This is a genomic window from Lactococcus sp. FSL K6-0773, from assembly GCF_038006485.1.
GTDB lineage: Bacteria > Bacillota > Bacilli > Lactobacillales > Streptococcaceae > Lactococcus > Lactococcus lactis.
Window position 1 is genome coordinate 1,431,929 of record NZ_JBBOVF010000001.1, and the last position, 21,991, is coordinate 1,453,919.

At 34.9% G+C, this 21,991-nt stretch carries 21 protein-coding genes; 7 read left to right on the forward strand and 14 right to left on the reverse strand.

What is annotated here, in order from left to right:
- The first annotated feature begins 90 nt into the window (after positions 1-90).
- A complete protein-coding gene (locus MHB61_RS06890) occupies positions 91-1,035 on the forward strand; it encodes an L-lactate dehydrogenase (RefSeq protein ID WP_003131609.1) in 945 nt (314 codons plus the stop codon).
- Between the two features lie 212 nt (positions 1,036-1,247).
- Here the strand turns inward: MHB61_RS06890 and MHB61_RS06895 are convergent, their stop codons facing one another.
- On the reverse strand, positions 1,248-2,243 hold the full coding sequence (locus tag MHB61_RS06895; RefSeq protein ID WP_010905308.1) for a YeiH family protein: 996 nt from the start codon (positions 2,241-2,243) through the stop codon (positions 1,248-1,250).
- 163 nt (positions 2,244-2,406) lie between these two features.
- Between MHB61_RS06895 and MHB61_RS06900 the strand changes: the two genes are divergently transcribed.
- Together MHB61_RS06900 and lysS are read left to right on the forward strand one after the other, a co-directional pair.
- Positions 2,407-3,225 (forward strand): LysR family transcriptional regulator, encoded by an 819-nt coding sequence (locus tag MHB61_RS06900; protein ID WP_003131611.1) that lies wholly within the window; start codon positions 2,407-2,409, stop codon positions 3,223-3,225.
- Positions 3,226-3,423: 198 nt separating this feature from the next.
- Positions 3,424-4,908 (forward strand): lysine--tRNA ligase, encoded by a 1,485-nt coding sequence (gene lysS / locus MHB61_RS06905; RefSeq protein ID WP_010905307.1) that lies wholly within the window; start codon positions 3,424-3,426, stop codon positions 4,906-4,908.
- Between the two features lie 95 nt (positions 4,909-5,003).
- Here lysS and MHB61_RS06910 read toward each other — a convergent pair whose 3' ends face one another.
- The 3 genes from MHB61_RS06910 to MHB61_RS06920 form a co-directional block, all read right to left on the reverse strand.
- Complete coding sequence (locus MHB61_RS06910) at positions 5,004-5,981, reverse strand: FAD:protein FMN transferase (RefSeq protein ID WP_003131614.1); 978 nt, start codon at positions 5,979-5,981, stop codon at positions 5,004-5,006.
- Positions 5,981-6,793, reverse strand: coding sequence for an NADPH-dependent FMN reductase (locus MHB61_RS06915; protein WP_003131615.1), 813 nt, complete (start codon positions 6,791-6,793; stop codon positions 5,981-5,983). The genes MHB61_RS06910 and MHB61_RS06915 overlap by 1 nt, the downstream gene beginning before the upstream one ends.
- 114 nt (positions 6,794-6,907) lie before the next feature.
- Positions 6,908-8,341 carry an amino acid permease gene (locus MHB61_RS06920; RefSeq protein WP_003131616.1) on the reverse strand — a complete coding sequence of 478 codons (1,434 nt, stop codon included), beginning with the start codon at positions 8,339-8,341 and terminating at the stop codon, positions 6,908-6,910.
- Positions 8,342-8,651: 310 nt separating this feature from the next.
- Between MHB61_RS06920 and MHB61_RS06925 the strand changes: the two genes are divergently transcribed.
- Positions 8,652-9,482 carry a peptidylprolyl isomerase gene (locus tag MHB61_RS06925; RefSeq protein ID WP_003131617.1) on the forward strand — a complete coding sequence of 277 codons (831 nt, stop codon included), beginning with the start codon at positions 8,652-8,654 and terminating at the stop codon, positions 9,480-9,482.
- 41 nt (positions 9,483-9,523) lie between these two features.
- On the opposite strand, the gene MHB61_RS06930 is transcribed toward MHB61_RS06925, so the two are convergent.
- From MHB61_RS06930 to MHB61_RS06945, 4 genes are all read right to left on the reverse strand, one after another.
- Complete coding sequence (locus tag MHB61_RS06930) at positions 9,524-10,405, reverse strand: RluA family pseudouridine synthase (RefSeq protein WP_003131618.1); 882 nt, start codon at positions 10,403-10,405, stop codon at positions 9,524-9,526.
- Positions 10,405-11,217 carry an NAD kinase gene (locus tag MHB61_RS06935; protein ID WP_003131619.1) on the reverse strand — a complete coding sequence of 271 codons (813 nt, stop codon included), beginning with the start codon at positions 11,215-11,217 and terminating at the stop codon, positions 10,405-10,407. Before MHB61_RS06935 ends, MHB61_RS06930 begins: the two co-directional genes overlap by 1 nt.
- A complete protein-coding gene (locus MHB61_RS06940; protein WP_003131620.1) occupies positions 11,204-11,863 on the reverse strand; it encodes a GTP pyrophosphokinase in 660 nt (219 codons plus the stop codon). The genes MHB61_RS06935 and MHB61_RS06940 overlap by 14 nt, the downstream gene beginning before the upstream one ends.
- Before the next feature lie 187 nt (positions 11,864-12,050).
- The gene (locus tag MHB61_RS06945) at positions 12,051-12,695 is read right to left on the reverse strand and encodes a DUF817 domain-containing protein (protein WP_010905302.1); all 645 of its coding nucleotides are present in this window, start codon (positions 12,693-12,695) and stop codon (positions 12,051-12,053) included.
- A 216-nt stretch (positions 12,696-12,911) separates the two neighbouring features.
- Between MHB61_RS06945 and MHB61_RS06950 the strand changes: the two genes are divergently transcribed.
- Positions 12,912-13,505: a CYTH domain-containing protein gene (locus tag MHB61_RS06950; protein ID WP_010905301.1), complete on the forward strand. Its 594-nt coding sequence runs from the start codon at positions 12,912-12,914 to the stop codon at positions 13,503-13,505.
- A gap of 64 nt (positions 13,506-13,569) precedes the next feature.
- On the opposite strand, the gene MHB61_RS06955 is transcribed toward MHB61_RS06950, so the two are convergent.
- The 3 genes from MHB61_RS06955 to MHB61_RS06965 form a co-directional block, all read right to left on the reverse strand.
- Positions 13,570-14,088, reverse strand: coding sequence for a hypothetical protein (locus MHB61_RS06955; protein ID WP_003131623.1), 519 nt, complete (start codon positions 14,086-14,088; stop codon positions 13,570-13,572).
- A gap of 229 nt (positions 14,089-14,317) precedes the next feature.
- Positions 14,318-14,632 (reverse strand): YlbG family protein, encoded by a 315-nt coding sequence (locus MHB61_RS06960; protein WP_003131624.1) that lies wholly within the window; start codon positions 14,630-14,632, stop codon positions 14,318-14,320.
- On the reverse strand, positions 14,619-14,999 hold the full coding sequence (locus MHB61_RS06965; protein ID WP_010905299.1) for a YlbF family regulator: 381 nt from the start codon (positions 14,997-14,999) through the stop codon (positions 14,619-14,621). Before MHB61_RS06965 ends, MHB61_RS06960 begins: the two co-directional genes overlap by 14 nt.
- Positions 15,000-15,145: 146 nt before the next feature.
- On the opposite strand from MHB61_RS06965, the gene MHB61_RS06970 reads away from it, so the two are divergent.
- Positions 15,146-16,525, forward strand: a complete 1,380-nt coding sequence (locus tag MHB61_RS06970; RefSeq protein ID WP_003131626.1) for an amino acid permease — start codon at positions 15,146-15,148, stop codon at positions 16,523-16,525.
- Positions 16,526-16,593: 68 nt separating this feature from the next.
- On the forward strand, positions 16,594-17,967 hold the full coding sequence (locus MHB61_RS06975; protein WP_003131627.1) for an amino acid permease: 1,374 nt from the start codon (positions 16,594-16,596) through the stop codon (positions 17,965-17,967).
- A gap of 12 nt (positions 17,968-17,979) precedes the next feature.
- On the opposite strand, the gene recA is transcribed toward MHB61_RS06975, so the two are convergent.
- The 3 genes from recA to asnB form a co-directional block, all read right to left on the reverse strand.
- Complete coding sequence (recA, locus tag MHB61_RS06980) at positions 17,980-19,143, reverse strand: recombinase RecA (protein ID WP_003131629.1); 1,164 nt, start codon at positions 19,141-19,143, stop codon at positions 17,980-17,982.
- Between the two features lie 153 nt (positions 19,144-19,296).
- Positions 19,297-20,115 (reverse strand): DNA-formamidopyrimidine glycosylase, encoded by an 819-nt coding sequence (gene mutM / locus MHB61_RS06985; RefSeq protein ID WP_010905298.1) that lies wholly within the window; start codon positions 20,113-20,115, stop codon positions 19,297-19,299.
- Positions 20,116-20,308: 193 nt separating this feature from the next.
- Positions 20,309-21,901 carry an asparagine synthase B gene (asnB, locus tag MHB61_RS06990; RefSeq protein ID WP_010905297.1) on the reverse strand — a complete coding sequence of 531 codons (1,593 nt, stop codon included), beginning with the start codon at positions 21,899-21,901 and terminating at the stop codon, positions 20,309-20,311.
- Positions 21,902-21,991: the final 90 nt, after the last annotated feature.

Consider the following 21,991-nt stretch of genomic DNA (forward strand, 5'->3'; position numbering starts at 1 on the left):
TTTAATTTTATGTACTATGATTAGTTATCTTTGGCTTTTTAACAGATAGGCTTTATAAAAAAATATATATAAATTGAAAAGGAGCTAAAAATGAAAATTACAAGCAGAAAAGTAGTTGTTATAGGAACAGGTTTTGTTGGAACAAGTATTGCTTATTCAATGATTAATCAAGGACTTGTTAATGAGTTGGTTTTGATAGATGTTAATCAGGATAAAGCTGAGGGTGAAGCCTTAGATTTATTAGATGGCGTTTCTTGGGGGCAAGAAAATGTTATTGTGAGAGCTGGAGATTATAAGGATTGTAAAAACGCTGATATTGTGGTCGTTACGGCTGGGGTAAATCAAAAACCAGGTCAATCACGTTTAGATTTGGTTAATACAAATGCTAAAATTATGCGCTCAATCGTGACTCAGGTTATGGACTCAGGTTTTGATGGTATTTTTGTAATTGCTTCAAATCCTGTGGATATTCTTACCTATGTCGCTTGGGAAACTTCTGGTCTTGATCAATCTCGAATTGTCGGAACTGGTACAACTTTGGATACTACTCGTTTTAGAAAAGAATTGGCCACAAAGCTAGAAATTGATCCACGGAGCGTTCATGGATATATTATTGGCGAACATGGCGATTCTGAAGTTGCAGTTTGGTCACACACGACGGTAGGTGGAAAACCTATTCTTGAATTTATTGTTAAAAATAAAAAAATAGGGGTTGAAGATTTGTCTAATTTGTCAAATAAGGTAAAAAATGCTGCCTATGAGATTATTGATAAAAAACAGGCTACTTATTACGGCATTGGAATGAGTACAGCTAGAATTGTCAAGGCCATCTTAAATAATGAACAAGCAATTCTACCAGTTTCTGCCTATTTACGTGGTGAATATGGTCAAGAAGGTGTCTTTACCGGTGTTCCATCTATTGTAAATCAAAATGGTGTTAGAGAAATCATTGAACTAAATATTGATGCTTATGAAAAGAAACAATTTGAAAAATCTGTCAGTCAACTTAAAGAGGTAATAGAATCTATTAAGTAATCTATCCAGACCTTACAAATATAAAGGAAAATAAAATGCTTGCTCTACTCTTTTTAGTCATTGCTTCACTTTGGGGATTAATCTGGTTTAACATTAATGAGTCCGATTGATTAATAATTTTTTACTAGGTTCAAAAATTTAACTGATAATAATTAGCACAAAAAAGTCACTAAATCTCTGGTTTAGTGACTTTATTATCGTTTTAATTCTAATTATTTGATTAAAAGGCTTATTAAAATAAGTGCAAGAACTACTTGAAAGACTAAAGTAGATAAACCATAAATCAGTAATTTTTTTCCTGCTTTTATAAATTCAACCAAATTTAGTCGTAAACCAATAGCAGCTAAGGCAATGGTTTCACACCAACCGGATAGAAATTTTGCGGTAGCTGAAACTTCCGGCACAAAATGAATCAATGTATCTAAAGTACAAAGCACTAAGAAACCAAGAACATACCAGGGTAAAAAAGAATTTCTTTTAATTTTTATTTGAGTAGGTCCTTGTTCATTTCTTTTTTGTTTTTTACTTCTGAAACCAAAATATAAAACAACAAAAACGAGCATGATAATTCGCATAATTTTAAATAGAGTGGCTAAGGTTGTTGTGTTTGGATTTACCATTGTTGCTGAAGCAACGACTTGACCAACAGATTGTTCTGTTCCACCAATCAGTGCCCCCCTTAATAAATCATTATTACCGAACATCCAAGTTCCTAAAAATGGAAGACTTAGCATTAAAATAGTTCCCATAAGATTGACCATCGCAATCGATGTTCTTTTCTCACTGGTTTCAGCTCCAATAACTGGTTCAACTGCGGCAATTGCTGATGAACCACAAACTGCATTCCCAGAAGCCATTAGGGCAGAAACATTAGCAGAAAATCCTAGTTTTTTACCCATAAACAAAACAAAAATAATTGTTGAAATCATTTGTATTAGTATAAATCCTACTCCGGAGAATCCTAACTTACCAATGGTTTGGAAAGTGACTGTGGCCCCTAAAAACATCACTGAAAATTCCAGAAGTTTTTTTTCTGACCAAGCTGTTCCTGCAAATAAAGTGACTTGTTTGAAGTACAAATTACCTAAAATAATTCCTAATAATATTGCAATGGTTGCTGAACCTAAACTATGGAAGATGAAACGATTGAGTAAATAACTTACTATAGCAATGGCAAAGGAGAGCAGAAAGCCTGGCAAAATACTCATTATGGCCTGTCTATCATTTTTAATATAATTTTTTAATTTTAACATTTTTCTACTTTTTCCTTTTTTAATTGTCTAGCATCAATTAGTTTACACAATCTCCTTTATTTTGTAAAATAAATTATTATCATTTTTAAAATTACTTTTATTAATTAAAGGAAGATTTATGTTCGCTTTACTCGAAACTTTTATTGCTGTGTTTGAAACCAAAAGCTTTACCAGAGCTGCTAATCAATGTTTTATTTCACAGCCAACCGCAACTGTTAGAATTAAAAAATTGGAGGAAGAACTAAAAGTTCACCTTTTTTCAAGAGGGCAACACCAAGAAGTAATTCCCACAGAAAGTGCCCACCTTCTTTATCCTAAGGCTTTAAAAACGCTCAATGATTGGAATGAATTACAATTTTCCCTAAAAAATCAGACACCTAGTCGTAAACCTTTTAAAATTGCTGCTTCCCATAGTTCAGCAACTACTGTTTTACCTTTGATTTTTAAAAATTTAATTCCTGAACTTGAACAACTTAACATTGAATTAATGATGCTTGATTCTCAAGAGGTTTTTGATTTAATTCGTAATCATGAAATTCATTTTGGAATTATTGAAAAACCGATGATGGATGAAACCATCGAAACTTTCCCACTTTTTAAAGATGAACTCGTTCTTGCTGGCAATCCAGAAAGTGACATCTTTTTTATTCGCGAAGCAGGGTCTGGTGTGGCTCATTATACACATAATTATCTTAAAGAAAATAATCTTAATCCAAAGAATTTGGTCAGCGTCAATAACAATGATATGATTGTCAGTCAACTTAAGGCTGGCATTGGCCTGTCATTGATTTCAAAACGATTTATTAATGAAAATATTGCTTTTCAAAATCTTGGCGAACGTTATCAACGCATTTTTTATGGTCTTTCTTTTTTGTCTGAACAAGACAAATTGCTCAAAACTGTGATTAAAAAAATCAAAAATTTAAGTGAGTTTTAAAAAATTTACTGACAGAAATTCTTTAAGGTCATTCATCATTTTCTAAATTTCTGTCAGTCATTTTATCAGCATTTTTTACTGATAGTAAAAAAATCTTCTCAAGCCTATGCTTAAAGCGTTTACTGACAAAAAAATTTCTGTTAATTTTTTGAAAATATGTTAAAATAGAGAGAATAAAAAATTACAAGGAGTACTATTTTGGCTGAAATCGAAGAACTTAATGACCAAATGAAAGTCCGCCGTGAAAAAATGGAAAACCTGCGCGAAGCGGGAATTGACCCATTTGGACATAAATTTACACGTACGCACAACTCACAAGAACTACACGAAGCTTATGACGAAAAGACGAAAGAAGAATTGCATGAACTTGCGCTTTCAGGAATTGTCGCTGGTCGTTTGATGACTAAACGTGGTAAAGGTAAAGTCGGTTTCGCCCATCTTCAAGACCGCGAAGGCCAAATTCAACTTTATGTTCGTAAAGATGAAGTCGGCGAAGAAAATTATGAAATTTTCAAAAAAGCTGACCTCGGAGATTTCCTTGGTGTTGAAGGCGAAATCATGAAAACTGACATGGGTGAATTGTCAATTAAAGCAAAAAAATTGACTTTCCTCTCAAAAGCGCTTCGTCCTTTGCCTGAAAAATTCCATGGTTTGACTGACACTGAAACACGTTATCGTAAACGTTATTTGGATTTGATTTCAAATAAAGAAAGCTTCAATCGTTTTGTCACTCGTTCTAAAATTATCAGTGAAATCCGTCGTTATATGGATGGTCGTGGATATCTTGAAGTTGAAACTCCAGTACTTAACAATGAAGCCGGTGGTGCTGCTGCTCGTCCATTCTACACACATCATAACAGTCTTGATATTGATATGGCGCTTCGTATTGCAACTGAATTACACTTGAAACGTTTGATTGTTGGTGGAATGGAAAAAGTTTATGAACTTGGCCGTGTCTTCCGTAACGAAGGAATGGATATGACTCATAATCCAGAATTCACAACAATGGAATCTTATGAAGCTTATGCTGATTTTGAAGATATCATGGATTTGACAGAAGGAATCTTCCAACATGTTGCTAAAACAGTGGTTGGTCAAGATGTTCTTGAATACGATGGTAAAGAAATTAATGTTGGCGGAAAATTCAAACGTGTTCACATGGTTGATGCCATCAAGGAAGTTGCTGGAGTTGATTTCTGGCCTGAGATGACTTTTGAAGAAGCAACAGCTCTTGCAAAAGAACATGATATTCATGTTGAAAAACATTTCACTTCTGTTGGTCATATCATTAACGAATTCTTTGAAAAATATGTTGAAGAAACTTTGATTCAACCTACTTTCGTTTTTGGTCATCCAAAAGAAATTTCACCACTTGCTAAAATGAATGAAAAAGACCCACGTTTTACTGACCGTTTTGAACTTTTCATCAACGGTAAAGAATACGCCAATGCTTTCAGCGAATTGAATGACCCAATTGACCAATTGGAACGTTTTGAAGCTCAAGCTAAAGCTAAAGAACTTGGAGATGATGAAGCAACTGGTGTCGATTACGATTATGTTGAAGCACTCGAACACGGTATGCCACCAACAGGTGGACTCGGTATCGGGATTGATCGCTTAGTGATGCTCTTTACTGGCACAACTTCAATCCGTGACGTTTTGCTTTTCCCAACTATGAAATAAAAAATAAAAACCGCTTTTGGCGGTTTTTTTATTTCTGTCAGTAAATTTTTATTGGCAAAAGTACTGACAGAAATTATCTACACTTAAATTTTAACTTATTCAAATTCAAAACTTTGATCAGCAACATAAATCTGACTTTGGGGAATTCCAACGGCTTTTATTTTCTTATCTTTACTAATAAAAATAGCGCCATAAACTTCCGGATTTTCTGTCAGCCAATTTTCAATTGGACCGTCAGCAAAAAATAATCGGGTCGTTTCAATTTCACCATCAATTGATTTTTTGGATAAAATAGTAACACTGGCCAGCTGATTATGGTGTGGATAACCTGTTTTGGAGTCAATAATATGGTGGTAAATCTTATCATTCACTTTCAAGTAACGCTCAGAAATTCCCGAAGTCACAACAGAACCTTCACCAGACAAAAGCTGTAGCACAGATTTTTTATCATTAGTTAAAGGATTTCTAATGCCTATGCGCCATTTTTTATCTGTCTGATGCGGAGCTTCTCCCACCAATAGAAGATTTCCTCCTAGATTAATGATGCCGGAGGAGATACCGTAAGCATGCCAAAAATCTTTAATCCGGTCGGCAATATAACCTTTTGCTATCGCTCCTAAGTCAATTTCCATCCCTTTTTCTGGCAAAAAAATTGAAAATTCATCATCCCTTAGAATAATCCTATCTGGATTAATTATTTTTAACTTTTCATCTATTTCTGCTTGAGTTGGCAATTTAGCGTCTGAAAAGCCAATATGCCAAAGTTTAACGAGAGGACCAATTGCTGCATTAAAACCAAATGCTTCCTTGCTTTTTTCAAGCGCTATTTTTGTTAAGCCATAAACTGCTCCTGATACTTGAACAGGCTCTATTCCCGCTTTATGATTGACAGCCATCAATTCTGATTGGTCACGATTTACCGTAAAAAGCTGCTCATAATACTTGATTAATTGATAAGTTTTATCTAATAGCTCCTCGTCTTGATGACCATAAATTGTTAAGCTAATGACTGTCCCTAAAGCTCGATAAGTTTTGGAAATTTTCAAGGTTGACTTTTTTTCTAAAATTTTCATCAGTCTTCTTCTTCCGATTTTCCTCTTAATTCTCCAATATCATCAAACTTCCAAGTTTCTCCCTCTTCCAAAAATTGTAGATAGGCCGAATTTTCAGGTTCAATCACTTCTTCATACTCAGAAGCTCCTGTATCTGCATCGGAAAGAACTGGCAATCCTTGATTCGTTTCTTTAGTCCACCAAACTTCATCGGTTTCTGTAGAGTTTTTACTTTCCTCACTCTCAATTATTTCTTTATTATTCTCTTTTTTTAGCGAAGGAAGTCTCATCGGTTTTAATGTTTTACTGTAAATCATAAAATTATTAAAACAATGCTCCAACCAGCTAATTGTCCGTTCATCGATCAATTCATCTTGTTGATTAAATGCTTCAGCTGCTCGTCCTAAAAGAAATTGATTGGAAGGTAAAACAAAAGCATCCAGACCCGGTGAACTCAAAATTTGTCGAAGGTTTTCTTGGGCAAAAACAGTTCCCATATTTCCAAGAGAAACCCCAACAATCATAACCGGTAGACTGTTCAATGGCTGAGGTTTTATCCATGACAGCCATTCTATCAATGATTTCAAAGCAGCAGTAATCGCATGATCATATTCAGGCGTTGAAAAAATCAAACCATCCTCTTCTCTTATTGCCTCTGCAATTTTCTGAACCCCTTCAGGAATTTCTCTGATATCCTCAGAAAATAGTGGCAGGTCTGTAATTTCTACTATTTCAATTTGTGCTTCTTTTGTAAAATGTTTTTTCATGTACCAAAGGAGTTTTCGATTATAAGAAAAACTAGCATTGGTCCCAACAATGGCGATAAACTTCATCCCATTTCCTCTTTCACTTGGTAATTTTGGGTAAGTAACTCTTAAAAAATGTCCTTACTTCTCTTTATATTATAAATAAAAAACCACAACTCTATACGAATTGTGATTCAGATATTATTTTTCCCGACTCAAATCTACTTCTTCAAGTGGAATAATTTTTGTATTATACTTCCATTTATAACCAAAATAAAGAATAATGAAAATAGGAATTGCAGCGTATAAAGCTAAGCCTTCACCCCAGTGCTCACTAAAGAGCATGGCTGGGTCAAGATTAATGGCAATCGCCGCAGTCATCAAGAGCGCAACAATTGGACCAAATGGGAACCATTTAGCTTTGTAAGGAAGATCTTCCAATTTTTTCCCTTGAGCAATATAGGCTCTTCTAAAACGGATATGACTGATAGAAATTCCAAGCCAAGCAAGAAAGCCTGTTAGTGATGATAAATCAACCAAGAAAAGATAAATTTGCGTTCCAAATATTCCAGTTAAGAAAGCAATAAAACAAATAATTGTTGTGGCTAATAGGGCATAAAAAGGAATTCCATTTTTTGCTGTTCGTCCAAAGAATTTTGGTGCGCCTTTTTCTTGTCCCAATGAATAAAGAATACGTGTTGAAGCATACATTACTGAATTTGCTGATGAAATTACCGAAGTAAGAATGACCGCATTCATAACTGAAGCTGCAACTGCAAAGCCAATATTTTTAAAGACAATAGTAAATGGACTCATGACAGCTGTCGAATTTGGATTTAACAAGCGAGGGTCTTTAAAATTGATAATTGCAGCAATCACAATGATTGAAAAGATGTAAAAAAGTAAGATACGCCAGAAAATAGAGTTCATTGCTTTAGGAATTGACTTACCTGGGTCTTCAGATTCACCTGCGGTAATCCCTAAAAGCTCAGTTCCTTGAAAAGAGAATCCGGCAATAAGTAAAACTCCAACAAATCCTGAAATTCCACCAACAAAGCCATGATTGCCAGCACTTAAATTGGCAACGACATCAACATTTCCTTGTCCCAAAACTCCAAAAATGGTAAGTAAACCAATAGCTAAAAAGAGGACAATCGTAATCACTTTAATCGTTGATAACCAATATTCTGTTTCCCCGAATGCTCCAACCGCCATAACATTAATAATAAAAATTAAGACCGTCGCAATTCCTGAAAATATCCAAGACGGAAGGTGCGGGAACCAAAACTGCGTAATCAATCCTGCTGTCGTTAAATCCACGGCAATGGTAATCGCTCCATTGAGCCAATAGTTCCACCCTAATGCAAAGCCAAAAGCAGGATCAACATAACGACCGCCATAATCGGAGAATGAACCTGAGTTAGGCAAATATGTCGCCATCTCACCTAAGGAAGTCATTACGAAGTAAACCATAATACCAATAAAACAATAAGCAAGAACTGCGCCCCAGGGACCTGCTTGACTAATTGTTGCTCCTGAAGTTAAAAATAAACCTGTTCCAATTGTACCACCCAATGCAATCATGGTGATGTGGCGCTGTTTAAGGTTGCGCTTGACCTGATTTTGATTTTCCATAATCTTTGCTTTCTAATCTCTTGTTTTTTTCTACAAACCAGAGCACGAACAAATAAAAAGACCAGTTGTCTTTACAACCGGTCTCTTGAGAATCACCGGCATAGATACTTGAGCGTACTCTAAAGCTGTATCTATACCTACTGTATGACACAACTCTTATCTATGCAAATGATGATGGCGTAATGAGAAGTTATTCATTTCGTGATTCTCCTTTCGTGATTTTTCTATATTCTATACCTTTTTTTTAGAAATTGCAAGAATTAATTTGATAAAAATTTATAATTACTCATTTTTATGTTAAAATATTCCTATGAATACGAATAAAAAAAATAATACAATTCTTTTTACAATCTTTGGGATTGTCTTAGTTATTGTCGTTGGACTCCTTGTTTTCTTTGCAAATCGTCCAAAAACAACTGATAATACAGCAAGTAGTACAAGCACTTCTTCAAGCCAAAAAGTTGATTATCCAACAAATTATAAATTACATGATGCAGTAAAAAATTCTACAACTGCCCTTAATGATTTGACTTTGCCACAACTTTCTACAACTGTTGCTGAGGATGAAGCTGAGGTCGAAATTAAAACGACTGCTGGAAATATCAATATTAAACTTTTCCCTAAATTGGCCCCTAATGCGGTTCAAAATTTCCTTGTTCTTGCCAAAAATGGTTACTACAAAAATAATGAATTCTTCCGTGTCATCAAAGATTTCATGATTCAATCTGGTGACCCTTCTAATCAAGGAACTGGTACTGCTTCAATTTTTGGTGGGAAAACATTTGATACTGAAATTTCTAATCAACTGTACAATATCCGCGGCGCACTTGCTTTAGCAAATACTGGCCAAGCAAGCTCTAGCAGTTCACAATTTTTCATTGTGCAAAATTCCCAAGATATGACCAGTCAAATTCAAGACAAGACTAAATATCCTCAAAAAATAATTGATGCTTATAAAAAAGGGGGATACCCAAGTTTAGACGGAAGTTACACTGTCTTTGGTCAAGTTATTTCAGGAATGGATGTCGTTGATAAAATCGCGAAAGCCGAGGTTACATCAAGTGGTTCTGGCGAAGCTTCATCTCCTGTTGACCCTGTAAAAATTAAATCTGTTAAAATTCTTAAAAACTGGAAATTTTAATAAATAAAAAGTTACTGACAGAAAATCTGTCAGTAACTTTTTTATTTCAATAAGTTTTTCATATCTTCTGGCATGTCTAATTCAACATGAACCATTTCGTCAGTAAAAGGATTTAAGAACTGTAAATGGTGACTGTGAAGGGCTTGACGTGAAATCAAATCATGATTTCCACCGTATAAATCATCACCAATTAAAGGATAACCCAAATGAGAAAAATGAACACGAATTTGGTGAGTTCTGCCTGTATGCAAAATAATATCAAGAAGGGCTAAATCATTTTTTCGCTCAGCAACAACGTAAGAAGTCAGGGCATCTTTTGCTTTTTCATCAAAGCGAACTTGCCTTTGAATAATCGAATCATCACGACGTCCAATTGGTAAATCAATTCGACCAGAATCTGGCAAATCTTGGTCATTTACAATAGCAAAATAGCGTTTTTCCATCGTGTCGCGAAATTTATGTTGATTCATTAAAGCATGTGCATAACGATGTTTAGCTAAAAACATGATTCCACTGGTATCACGGTCTAGTCTAGTGATAATATGCACCGTTTGATTAGCATAATTTTTTTGACTAATATATCCTTTGACAGCATTTGACATGGCACCAGTCGGATGCAAGGACCCTGTAATTGATGGCTTGCCTGCTGGCTTTTCAACCACTAAATAGTGGTCATCTTCAAATAGGACATTGAGTGGAAAATCATCAGGAATTAACTTTTCATTATCTGGCTCATCTGGGACTGTGACCGTCACCAAATCATCCTTTTCCAGACGATAAATGGCATTTTTTTCCTGACCATTAACTGTTATTTTTCCACCATCAAATTTTACTTTTGTCAGCAATCTCCTAGAAATACCGTGACGGATTAGCATTGATTTAACCATGCTTCCTTCAATCTCGTTTCTAAAAGCAAACTGCATTACTCAACCTCCCCAATAAAGGACTTACTGACCCGTTCCCAAAATGGTGTGTGAGCACAATTTGCAAAAGAAATCGTTGTTCCATCCAAAGAAAACTCAATTGATTTGATATTTTTGTATTCAAAAGTCAACTGATCAAAAGTCAAACTATAATCATCCTCTGGCGCAGGACAAACGGTAATTGTATCTTTCTCAGCTACAATCATTGGTGAACCTAATGTTCGATAAACGACATTGTTCAAACTTGCAATTTCAGCAACTTGCATTGCTTTTACCCGCGGATGAACAACGGCTCCTCCAATTGATTTATTATAAGCCGTTGAACCTGTTGGAGTTGAAATTGACAAGCCGTCCCCACGAAAACGTTCAAAAAGATAATCAGAAATTCTAACATCCCCAACCATCGTTTTACTTGCACGTCGAATCGTTGCTTCATTGAGAACATGTCGTACAATTTGATATCCGTCAGTAAAACTAACTTGAACACGAATGAGTGGATAGTGAATCGCTTGAGCTGGATTTTCATCATAAAGAGCCTCTACGACTTCAAACAAATCTTCGTCAGTAAAATCAGTATAAAAGCCCAAATGCCCCGTATGAACACCCAAAAATCGCACACGATCTAGCTGATATTCGTACATGTGCATTGCTCTTAAAAGCGTCCCATCTCCTCCAACTGAAATCACAATTTCAGGATTAATATCATCAAAAACGAAATGTTCAGCTTTCAAAATCTTGCTCAATTTATTGAGCGTTTTTTTGGATTTTTCACTCGAATTTCCAATAAGCCAGACTTTTTTACCAAAGTTCATTTTCTTCACCATTTTCTTTTTTAAAGTCTTGTTTTTGCTGAGGACTATCAAAAAGTAACTGTGCTTCTTGAATATCCTCACGGATTTCGCCCATTTCCAAATCAAGTTGAGCAGCTTCACGCGCTGCATTAGTCAATCTTGCCTTGACATCCTCAGGAATCAAGCCCCCGTACTTGTAATTAAGGGAGTGTTCAATTGTTGCCCAAAAATTCATGGCTAAAGTTCTAATTTGAATTTCAGCATTGACAATTTGGAAACCATCAATTGTATCAATTGGATATTCAACAATTACATGATAAGAACGGTAACCAGAAGCTTTTTGGTTATTAATATAATCACGTTCTTCAATAATTTTAAAATCTTTGCGTTTACGCAAAAGCTCCAACACATCCCAAACATCATCAACAAATTGGACCATCACTCGAACACCAGCAATATCTTCCATTTCAGCTAAGTTTTCTCGTGTGTAACCACGAAGTTTGGCCTTATTTCTGATTGATTCTCGACGTTTCACACGCCCCGTAACAAATTCAATCGGAGAATAAAGTCCTTTCTTCAAATATTGCTTACGAACGCCCCGAAATTTTATTTTTAGCTCACCAACTGTTTGGACATAAGGGTCCAAGAATTCTTCCCAATTAAACATTTTTTCACTTTGCAAAAGCTATTGCTCTCACATACTCCTTTTTTGAGTATTTAAATCCTAAACGATTTCTGACTTCTATATTTATTAGAATCACATCTAATATTTTAACATAAGTTTGCTTTATTCACATTATTGCTACTTAAATGCTTTAAATTTCAATAAAAAAAGAGCAATCATTTTGCCCTTTTTAGTTCTTAATTATATTTTTTACTTTTATCTTTTTTGAAAAATATCTCTGTAGTTCAATAACAATAATGATTGAAACGATAATCAATAAAGTCCATGAAGATATTTTACCTAAATCAACAAATTGCCAAGCTTTTAACTGATAAGAATAAGTCCAAGCACTAAAATAAGAACCAATATTCTCTGCAAAATAAATAAGAACAGAAATACCAATGGACATCAACCAATGCGGCCAATTGATTGCTTCTAAATCAAACTCTTTTATTGCCCGAACAATATAAGAACCAATTGCCGAGTACATAAAAGCACTGTATAAGGGAACATCCATAATTTTAAATAAGCCGGCATCTGGATAGGACCAACTCCCATGCTTTACTTTAAATATTTCTAAAATCATTCCCAAAACATGGAAGACCATGATTGGAATTAAATCATAAGCTCGCTCATATTTGCTGACCAAAAGTATCATTTGAATGACGATGACACAAATCAATAAAGTGTCATAACGTGCAAGATGTGGAATTTTGATGAAGGTAGTCACAATTAATGACAGAATAATGGTAATTCCAAAAATTGCTGACCGAAATTGTTTCAAACCAAAATCCCAAAAATCTTTTAAATGATATTTCTCTTCTACTTTTTCCATAGCCTTAATTCTATCATATTTTCAGTCCTTGTCTAGTCTCCTTCATTTTTAAAACTTCCCTTTGTTTCTCTGCTTTGAGCCAGCTTTTCTCTTTCTTCAACTTAGGGCGCAACTTTACTTATAGTCAGCCTTTTGATATACTTTTAATTAATATATCGTTTAACCCAACTGAAAGGAAAGATATTTTCTTTAGAAAATTATCTTAAAAATTAATTAATGAGTACGAATTTGGAGATTGAGTATAAGTCGCTATTGTCGCTGGCTGAGTATGACCAGCTCAAAAAACTCTTTACTCACGTAACCCCTGTTAGGCAAACTAACCACTACTTAGATTCAAAAGATTTTAAATTACGCAAGAAAAAATTGGCTTTGCGTATTAGAACTTTTGATAAGTCCGCAGAAATGACTTTAAAAGTTCCGCAAGAAGTTGGAAATATTGAATATAATATTGATCTCAGTCTTGAAGAAGCTCAACAACTCCTTGGCGAGCGAAATATTGTCTGTGGAGAGACTGATTTAAGTGAAATCTGTGAGTTACTAACTGCACGAGATATTAATCTTGAGGAAATCACTTTAATTGGAAGTCTGACGACGATTCGTTATGAGCAACATCTTCCAATTGGGCTTGCTGCATTAGACAAGAATGATTATCTAGGGCATACTGATTATGAGCTTGAGCTTGAAGTAGATGACAGCAAACAAGGGAAAAAAGACTTTTTTGACTTTTTAGATAAAAATCGAGTTGAATATCGTTTTTCAAAATCCAAAGTTGTTCGTTTTTTAGACTGTTTAAGACATTTACGAAAATAATTTTTAAAATTTTACTGACAGAATCCTGTCAGTATTTTTTTATAAAAAAAATGTCTGACAAGCATCAGGCAGTTTTTTCAATTTGTTCTAAGTATTGTTGTAAGAGGGCATGAGGACAATCTTCAATTTTCAAACATTCCTCATTAGTCATAATCAGACTTGCTGGAGAGGCTTGAAAATCATTTTTTCTAAAATCTTTTAACATTAAAGCGAGATGTCTTTTAGCAAAAGAACGATACTCCATAAAATTCAGAGTAGACACGCCAATTTCTTTCAAAATCTGCTGACGAACTTGAACTGTATAATCTAAAATCGTCGTTTCTTCTAAAACATCCTGCAATAATAAGAGAAAAGCTCTTCCTTGTTTTCGTCCGTAAAGATTTACAGTTAGATAATCAAGTGATACTTTTCGCAAACGGTCATAACAAGCATTTAACGAAACGATATTTTTAGGCAAATCTTCTGCATCCCGTAGTTGCTTAGCCGCAGGTAAAGTGACAATCGGATATAAATGCCAATCATTATGATCAAATGGTTCTAAATGGTCTAAAATGGGAGTGAAGTAATAATGAGTCTCCAACATAGTTTTTCTTCCTTGGTTTTGGGTATCGTTTCATGGTTGAGAAGAAGTGATAATCAGAATCTATAGAATACAACTTTTTTACAAATTCCAGACTTCATCTAATGAAGCAGTATTACTCTACCAAGTCTCCTCTCTTTTTTTACTATATTAACAAAAAAAGTCTGCTCACTCAAATAATACACAATACCAATTACATTATTGACACGTGAGCTCACTTTTATTCCCTTACTTACAAGCGCTCAATTTCCTCTTTAACGGCAAGATTAGTTTGAGCAAAAGCTTCAGAAAAGTTTTGGTCAAGTTCTTTAATATGACCCACACGTACCTTTTTAACAAATTTCAAATCTTTTAATTTACTCAATAAATCTGAAAGATTTTCATTATTGACATAGAGTAAACTATAATTTGATTTTTGGCTTGTATAAACCACATCTCCAAATTTACTTAATTGTCTTGTTCCTTTATATGAATAGCAATAAACATAAACTGCGATTCGCTCCTTTATAAAAAGGGGGCGAATTTCTTTTTTCTCAATGCTTTCCATGATGTCGTCCATGTTGCCCTCCTTTCAACGGTAAATTCTCATCAACATAAATCTGTTCCGAAATACTATTTGTAATTTTCTTAGTCAAAGCTGTCAAAATTTGTTGAAGGTCATTTTCTGCCAAACGAAAGGCATAAACCTTCTCATTCAAATTTATTTCATGCTGAAGCGCTCTTAGCTCTGGGCGAAAAGCGATATATTCAGAATTATCCTGTAAAGTTTTAAGCTGACTTTGTAAATTTTCATCTGCCATAAAATCAGCTTTAGCTTTCTGATAAGCTTCAACTTCTGGAAATTTCAAAAACTCGTCCATTATCTTTTCCAACAAATTATCTATTTCTAATAGATTTTGGTCGATTATTAACATATTTTTATTATATCATAAATATCAAATGATACACTTTACTGTTATTTTTAGCAAAAAAGAATATGACTCTTGATACAAATTTATTAATTTGGTATAATAATTAACACATTATTGGAATTATCTGATAATTTAAGGGAGGAAAACTTTTGGAAAATCTTCAAGAGAAACATGAAGCTCAACGGGGCTTACAGAACCGACATATTCAACTTATTGCTATTGCTGGAACGATTGGTACCGGACTTTTTCTAGGAGCTGGGAAAACCATTCAAATGACTGGTCCAAGCGTTATCTTTGCTTATATTCTTATTGGGATTGCGATGTTCTTTTTCTTAAGAACAATCGGAGAAATGCTTTACAACGACCCTAGTCAGCATTCATTTTTAAATTTTGTCACAAAATATTCAGGCGTCAGGACAGGTTACTTCACTCAGTGGTCTTATTGGTTAGTTATTGTTTTTGTTTGTATCTCTGAATTGACAGCAATCGGAACTTATATTCAATTTTGGCTTCCTCAGGTTCCACTTTGGTTGATTGAAATTGTCATGCTAGCTCTTCTTTTTGGACTTAATACTTTAAATTCTCGCTTTTTTGGTGAAACTGAATTTTGGTTTGCGATGATTAAAGTAGCAGCAATCATTGGAATGATTGTCACTGCGATTATTTTAGTAGCTGGTAATTTTCACTATAGCACTGTTTTAAGCGGAAAAACCGTTCATGACTCTGCTTCACTAAGCAACATTTTTGATGGCTTTCAACTCTTCCCACACGGTGCTTGGAACTTTGTTGGTGCCTTACAAATGGTTATGTTTGCCTTTACTTCTATGGAATTTATTGGAATGACTGCGGCAGAAACAGTTAATCCTAAAAAGAGTTTACCAAAAGCAATTAATCAAATTCCAGTACGTATTTTACTTTTCTATGTTGGAGCACTTTTGGCTATTATGGCTATTTTCAACTGGCACTACATTCCGGCTGATAAATCTCCATTTGTTATGGTTTTTCAACTTATTGGAATCAAATGGGCAGCGGCGCTCATTAACTTTGTTGTCCTGACTTCTGCTGCTTCAGCGCTTAATAGTTCATTATTTTCAGCAACACGAAATATGTACTCACTTGCTCAACAGCATGACAAAGGAAGATTAACTCCTTTTACAAAACTTTCTAAGGCGGGAATTCCTATCAATGCCCTTTATATGGCAACTGCTCTCTCGCTTTTGGCTCCTGTCCTGACTCTTATTCCTCAGATAAAAAATGCTTTCGATTTTGCAGCCTCTTGTACGACTAATTTATTTTTAGTGGTTTACTTTATTACCCTCTACACTTATTGGCAATATCGCAAATCTGAAGATTACAATCCTAAAGGTTTCTTGACACCAAAACCTCAAATTACCGTTCCCTTTATCGTAGCTATCTTTGCAATTGTCTTTGCTTCTTTGTTTTTCAATGCTGATACCTTTTATCCGGCCTTGGGAGCAATTGTCTGGACAATTTTCTTTGGACTCTACTCGCACTATAAAAAAATCTAAGCGAGTCATCTTTTCCTAGACAGAGTGACTTCTGAAAAACTAAATGAAAAAGCGTATAATATAATATTATGAATACAAATCAAAATGAAGAAAATAAGCCCTCACAACGTGGTTTAAAAAATAGGCATATTCAACTTATTGCCATTGCTGGAACAATTGGTACGGGATTATTCCTCGGTGCCGGAAAATCGATTCACCTCACCGGCCCATCAATTATTTTTGTTTATTTAATAATCGGTGCGCTTATGTATATTCTCCTAAGAGCTATCGGGGAGATGCTTTACCAAGATCCCAATCAACATTCCTTTTTAAATTTTGTGTCACGTTATCTCGGTGAAAAACCTGGTTACTTTATTCAGTGGTCTTATTTACTGGTTGTTGTTTTTGTAGCTATGGCTGAGCTAATTGCTATTGGGACTTATATTAATTTTTGGTTGCCGGATTTACCAATTTGGATGACAGAAGTCTTTGTATTAGTTCTTCTAACTTTATTGAATACTTTAAATCCAAAATTTTTTGGAGAAACCGAATTTTGGTTTGGGATGATTAAAATTGTGGCGATTATTGGTTTGATTTTAACGGCAATAATCCTCATTTTTAGTCATTATCATACAGGAACTGATACTGTAAGTGTAACTAATATCACCAAAGGCTTCGAGTTCTTCCCAAATGGGCTTTCTAATTTCTTTGAAAGCTTCCAGATGGTCATGTTTGCTTTTGTTTCGATGGAATTCATCGGAATGACTGCAGCAGAAACAGATAATCCTAGACCAACTTTGAAAAAAGCGATTAACCAAATTCCAATTCGGATTGTCCTCTTTTATGTTGGGGCACTGTTGGCAATTATGAGTATCTACCAATGGCGCGATATTCCGGCTGATAAATCACCATTTGTTACCATTTTCCAACTCATTGGAATTAAGTGGGCAGCGGCTTTAGTGAACTTTGTCGTACTAACTTCTGCTGCTTCGGCTTTAAACTCTGCCCTCTTTTCAATCACTCGTAATCTTTATTCTTTATCAAAACTCAATAATGATAAAATACTTAAACCATTTACTAAATTTTCAAAAGCTGGTGTACCAGTAAATGCTTTACTTTTCACCTCATTATTAATTCTATTTACTCCATTCATCTCGATGATTCCTGCGATTTCTAATTCTTTTGTCTTTATTACAAGTGTCGCAACCAATCTTTTTCTAGTGGTTTATCTGATGACCTTAATTACTTATCTTAAATATCGGAAATCAAGCGATTTTGATCCTAAAGGGTTTGTTTTACCTGCAGCCCACATCTTTATTCCATTAGCCATTGCTGGATTTGTCTTAATCTTTATTTCACTATTCTGCTTTAAAGATACAATTGTTCCGGCCATTGGTTCTGTGATTTGGGTTCTTATTTTTGGACTATTTACTTTCTTTAAAAAAATAAAAACAGCTGAATAATCAGCTGTTTTTTTAATCTTCAAGTTCGAGTTCAATTTCTTCAGTTTCGACTACTTTTTCTTCTTTTTTAGCTTTAGTTGCCTTAGCTTTTGTTGAAGTATCTTCTGTAGTTTCTGCTACTTCTGCTTCATCAAGAAGACCGTGTGCGGTACGAACTTTATGGTCAATTTCATCAAAGATTTCTTGATGTTCTTTGAGATAGTTCTTCGCTTTTTCTGCTCCTTGACCAATTTTTTCGTCATTGTAAGCAAACCAAGCGCCTGATTTTTTGATGATTCCTTCATCAACAGCAATGTTTAAAAGTTCACCGGTTCTTGAAATTCCTTCACCAAACATGATATCTACGAGAGCAACCTTGAATGGTGGAGCCACTTTATTTTTTACGACTTTGATTTTTGTGATTTTACCGATTTGGGTCTTGTTATCTCCAGAACCTTCTTCGATTTTTGTTGAACCACGTACATCAAGACGTACAGAAGCGTAGAATTTCAATGCACGACCACCAGGTGTTGTTTCTGGCGAACCAAACATAACCCCAACTTTTTCACGCAATTGGTTGATGAAAATAGCTGTTGTTTTTGTTTTATTAATATGTCCTGCAAGTTTACGCATGGCTTGTGACATCATACGAGCTTGAAGCCCAACTGAACTGTCACCAATTTCACCATCAATTTCGGCTTTAGGTACCAAAGCTGCAACTGAGTCAATAACAACTAAGTCAACTGCACCAGATGTAATCAATTTTTCAGCAATTTGAAGCCCTTGTTCACCATAGTCTGGTTGTGAAAGTAAAAGTTCATCGATATTGACACCGAGCGCTTTTGCATATTCTGGGTCAAGCGCATTTTCAGCATCGATAAAGGCTGCAATTCCACCTTCTTTTTGAACCGCTGCAACGGCATGAAGAGCGACTGTTGTTTTACCAGAAGATTCTGGTCCGTAGATTTCAACGATACGTCCTTTAGGATATCCACCTGCACCAAGCGCAATATCAAGTGCAAGTGAGCCTGAACTTACTACTGACACTTTCTGGTTGGCTGCTTCGCCAAGTCGCATAAGTGAACCTTTCCCAAAGTCTTTTTCAATCAGAGCAAGTGCATCTGCCAAAGCTTTGTCACGTTCAGCGCCATATTTTTTGGTAATATCATCAAAATTTGTTTTTTTCTTTGTTGCCAAATTTTATCTCCGTTATTCTTTATTTATTGTTTAATTATAGCATTTTTCAGGATTTTTTATAAGCCCCTATATTCTATCTATACGTTTTTTTATTAACTTTGTCACTGAGTTTTTTAAATTAATTTTTAAAAGCTGTCAGTAAAAATCAAGTCATTATTTTTGCTGACAGAATGGGCAAAAGTGGGTCCCCCGACCAGCCACTTTTATTTTTTGAATTTCATTGCCACAACGCACACATTTTTCCCCTGTTTTTCCATACACTCGTAATTCGTCCTGCATTTTTCCTGTTGAACCTAAGGCACTATAAGTTCTGATGCTTGAGCCGCCTAATTTAATTGCTTTTTGCAAAATTTCAATGATAGAATCATGTAAAAGATGAATAGAACTTTCTGTCAGTTGATTTGCCACTTTTTCTGGATGAATCTTTGCTAGCCAGAGCACTTCATCAACGTAAATATTTCCAAGTCCAGCCACTAATGTTTGTTCAAGTAGAAAAGGTTTAATTTTCTTTGTCGATTTCTGCAATTTTTCTCGGAAAATCTGTTCATCAAAAGTTTCATAAGTTGGCTCCGGACCAATGTTTTTCTTCAAAAAATATGGAAGGACTTGGTCAGTAGAAATCAGTTCCCAAGTCCCAAATTTTCTTACGTCAGCATAAATTAATTGTTCGTCAGTAAATTTAAGGGCTAAATGGTCATGTTTTTCCATTGGAACATTGAGACTTGCAAGTCGATATTTTCCTTCCATCCGCAGATGAGAAATCAAACGATCTTTCTCGCCAATTTCAAAAATTAAATATTTTCCGCGACGTGAAATGCCATGAATGGTTTTTCCTGTCAATTCTTTTTTCAATTGCTCAAAACCAGTTAAAACCATTCTTGGATAAGTGGCTTCTATAGATACAATTTTTTGTCCAACAATTCTTTTTTCAAGCTCTCTTCTCACTGTTTCAACTTCTGGTAACTCTGGCATTTTTCCCTCACATCAAAAAATTTACTAACAAGTCTGTCAGTAAATTTTAATTCATTTTTTACTGACAACTTTCTTTTGTATTCTAAATTAAATTTAAATATAAAAAAATCACTGACAATTATCATTAGATAAGTTTCATCAGTGACTATTTTAACATTTCTCATTCATTTTTTTATGATAAAGATTTCAAAATTTATTTTCCAGAATCACCATAATTTGATAAGACGCGAGCTGATGGGTCAGTAACTTCTGCCCCAACCCAATCGCGATTTGGCATCCAAAAATCAAGAATCCAATCTTCATATCCTGGATAAAATTCTTCAAAAATCTCACGATACATCAATGATTCTTTGGTAAATGGTGTATGTTTTGGATACTTTTCACTGGCCTTTGCTAAGTCTTCATCAGAATATTTTTCGTCAGCAAATTCTTTTAAATAGTCAACCATTGAGTGACCAACAGCGTCAGAAAAAGCAGCTTTTTCTCTGAATAAAATCTCATCTGGCAATAGTTCAGTCCCTTCAAAAGCATGACGCAAGAGATATTTCCCTTTGCCATAAGTATTCAATTTTCTGCTGGGATTAATAGACATGACATAGGCCGCAAAATCCAAATCAGCAAAAGGAACACGCGCTTCAAGAGAATGAGCCGCTAAACAGCGGTCAGCCCGCAGGACGTCATACATATAAAGTTCATGCACTCGTTTTTGAGCTTCTTTTTGAAAGGCACCCGCTGATGGAGCAAAGTCAGTATATTTATAACCAAACATTTCATCAGAAACTTCACCAGTCATCAAAACTTTCAGTTCTGTATTCTCATGAATATATTTACAGATTAAATACATCCCAATAGAAGCCCGAATAGTTGTGATATCCCATGTTTCTAAGTGCCAAATCACTTCACGGACTGCTGAAAGTACATCTTCTTTTGTCATCAGAATTTCGGTATGGTCAGTTCGTAAGAAATCTGCCACTTCACGAGCATATTTCAAATCAATCGGATCGGTTTCCATTCCAATAGCAAAGGTTTTGATTGGACTTTCTAATTCCTTAGCTGCAATCGCACAAACCAATGATGAATCTAAACCACCTGACAAGAGATAGCCCATTGGAGCATCTGCATGAAGACGTTTTTTGACTGCACGTTCCAATTTGCGACGAATATGTCCTGAAATTTCAGCCAAAGGTTCTTCAACAATTGTTGAAACCTCAGCAATGTCATTAAAAACATGAAATTCACCATTGGCATAGTAGTAACCTGGAGGAAATGGTGTCACATCATTACATGTTGAAATTAGTGCTTTGGCTTCGGATGAAAACGAAATTTTGCCAGTTACTTTATTATAACCATAAAAAAGTGGACGAATCCCAAATGGGTCACGAGCGGCAAAAATTTCAGCAGTGTTTTCATCAACCAAGACAAAAGCAAATTCAGCATCAAGCATTTTTACCATTGTTTCGATTCCAGTAGTTTCAAAAAGTGGTAAAAGAACCTCACAGTCAGAATCTCCGGTAAATTTATAACCTTTTGTTTCCAAGAACTTACGGAGACTTAAAAAGTTATAGATTTCACCATTACACATAACTCTTTTGCCATTTAAACCAAAGGGTTGACGTCCCAAGTCTGATAAATCCATGATTGAAAGTCGGCAAAAACCAAAATCATTTCCCAAAGTATCACGAACATGCTGTTGGTCATCTGGTCCTCGATGCTCAATCAATTCCAAATTACTTTTAAACTCTTCTATCGTTAAATCAGATGTTTCCATAAATAAAAAACCGCACATAATTTCCCCCAATAATAATTATAATTTTCAATATTATATCACAATTGTCTGGAAATTTCATAATAAAACAAAAATAGCGATAATTCGCTA

Bases quoted from the DNA above. Each gene is read 5' to 3' on its own strand.
- MHB61_RS06915 (WP_003131615.1), bottom strand. From the start codon at position 6,793: ATGAAGTTTATCGCCATTGTTGGGACCAATGCTAGTTTTTCTTATAAT.
- MHB61_RS06890 (WP_003131609.1), top strand. From the start codon at position 91: ATGAAAATTACAAGCAGAAAAGTAGTTGTTATAGGAACAGGTTTTGTT.
- MHB61_RS06930 (WP_003131618.1), bottom strand. From the start codon at position 10,405: ATGCAGTTTGCTTTTAGAAACGAGATTGAAGGAAGCATGGTTAAATCA.
- asnB (WP_010905297.1), bottom strand. From the start codon at position 21,901: ATGTGCGGTTTTTTATTTATGGAAACATCTGATTTAACGATAGAAGAG.
- MHB61_RS06920 (WP_003131616.1), bottom strand. From the start codon at position 8,341: ATGGAAAATCAAAATCAGGTCAAGCGCAACCTTAAACAGCGCCACATC.
- MHB61_RS06910 (WP_003131614.1), bottom strand. From the start codon at position 5,981: ATGAAAATTTTAGAAAAAAAGTCAACCTTGAAAATTTCCAAAACTTAT.
- MHB61_RS06955 (WP_003131623.1), bottom strand. From the start codon at position 14,088: ATGTTGGAGACTCATTATTACTTCACTCCCATTTTAGACCATTTAGAA.
- MHB61_RS06940 (WP_003131620.1), bottom strand. From the start codon at position 11,863: ATGTTTAATTGGGAAGAATTCTTGGACCCTTATGTCCAAACAGTTGGT.
- MHB61_RS06965 (WP_010905299.1), bottom strand. From the start codon at position 14,999: ATGTTAATAATCGACCAAAATCTATTAGAAATAGATAATTTGTTGGAA.
- mutM (WP_010905298.1), bottom strand. From the start codon at position 20,115: ATGCCAGAGTTACCAGAAGTTGAAACAGTGAGAAGAGAGCTTGAAAAA.
- MHB61_RS06950 (WP_010905301.1), top strand. From the start codon at position 12,912: ATGAGTACGAATTTGGAGATTGAGTATAAGTCGCTATTGTCGCTGGCT.
- MHB61_RS06960 (WP_003131624.1), bottom strand. From the start codon at position 14,632: ATGGAAAGCATTGAGAAAAAAGAAATTCGCCCCCTTTTTATAAAGGAG.
- MHB61_RS06900 (WP_003131611.1), top strand. From the start codon at position 2,407: ATGTTCGCTTTACTCGAAACTTTTATTGCTGTGTTTGAAACCAAAAGC.
- MHB61_RS06925 (WP_003131617.1), top strand. From the start codon at position 8,652: ATGAATACGAATAAAAAAAATAATACAATTCTTTTTACAATCTTTGGG.
- MHB61_RS06895 (WP_010905308.1), bottom strand. From the start codon at position 2,243: ATGAGTATTTTGCCAGGCTTTCTGCTCTCCTTTGCCATTGCTATAGTA.
- MHB61_RS06975 (WP_003131627.1), top strand. From the start codon at position 16,594: ATGAATACAAATCAAAATGAAGAAAATAAGCCCTCACAACGTGGTTTA.
- MHB61_RS06935 (WP_003131619.1), bottom strand. From the start codon at position 11,217: ATGAACTTTGGTAAAAAAGTCTGGCTTATTGGAAATTCGAGTGAAAAA.
- MHB61_RS06945 (WP_010905302.1), bottom strand. From the start codon at position 12,695: ATGGAAAAAGTAGAAGAGAAATATCATTTAAAAGATTTTTGGGATTTT.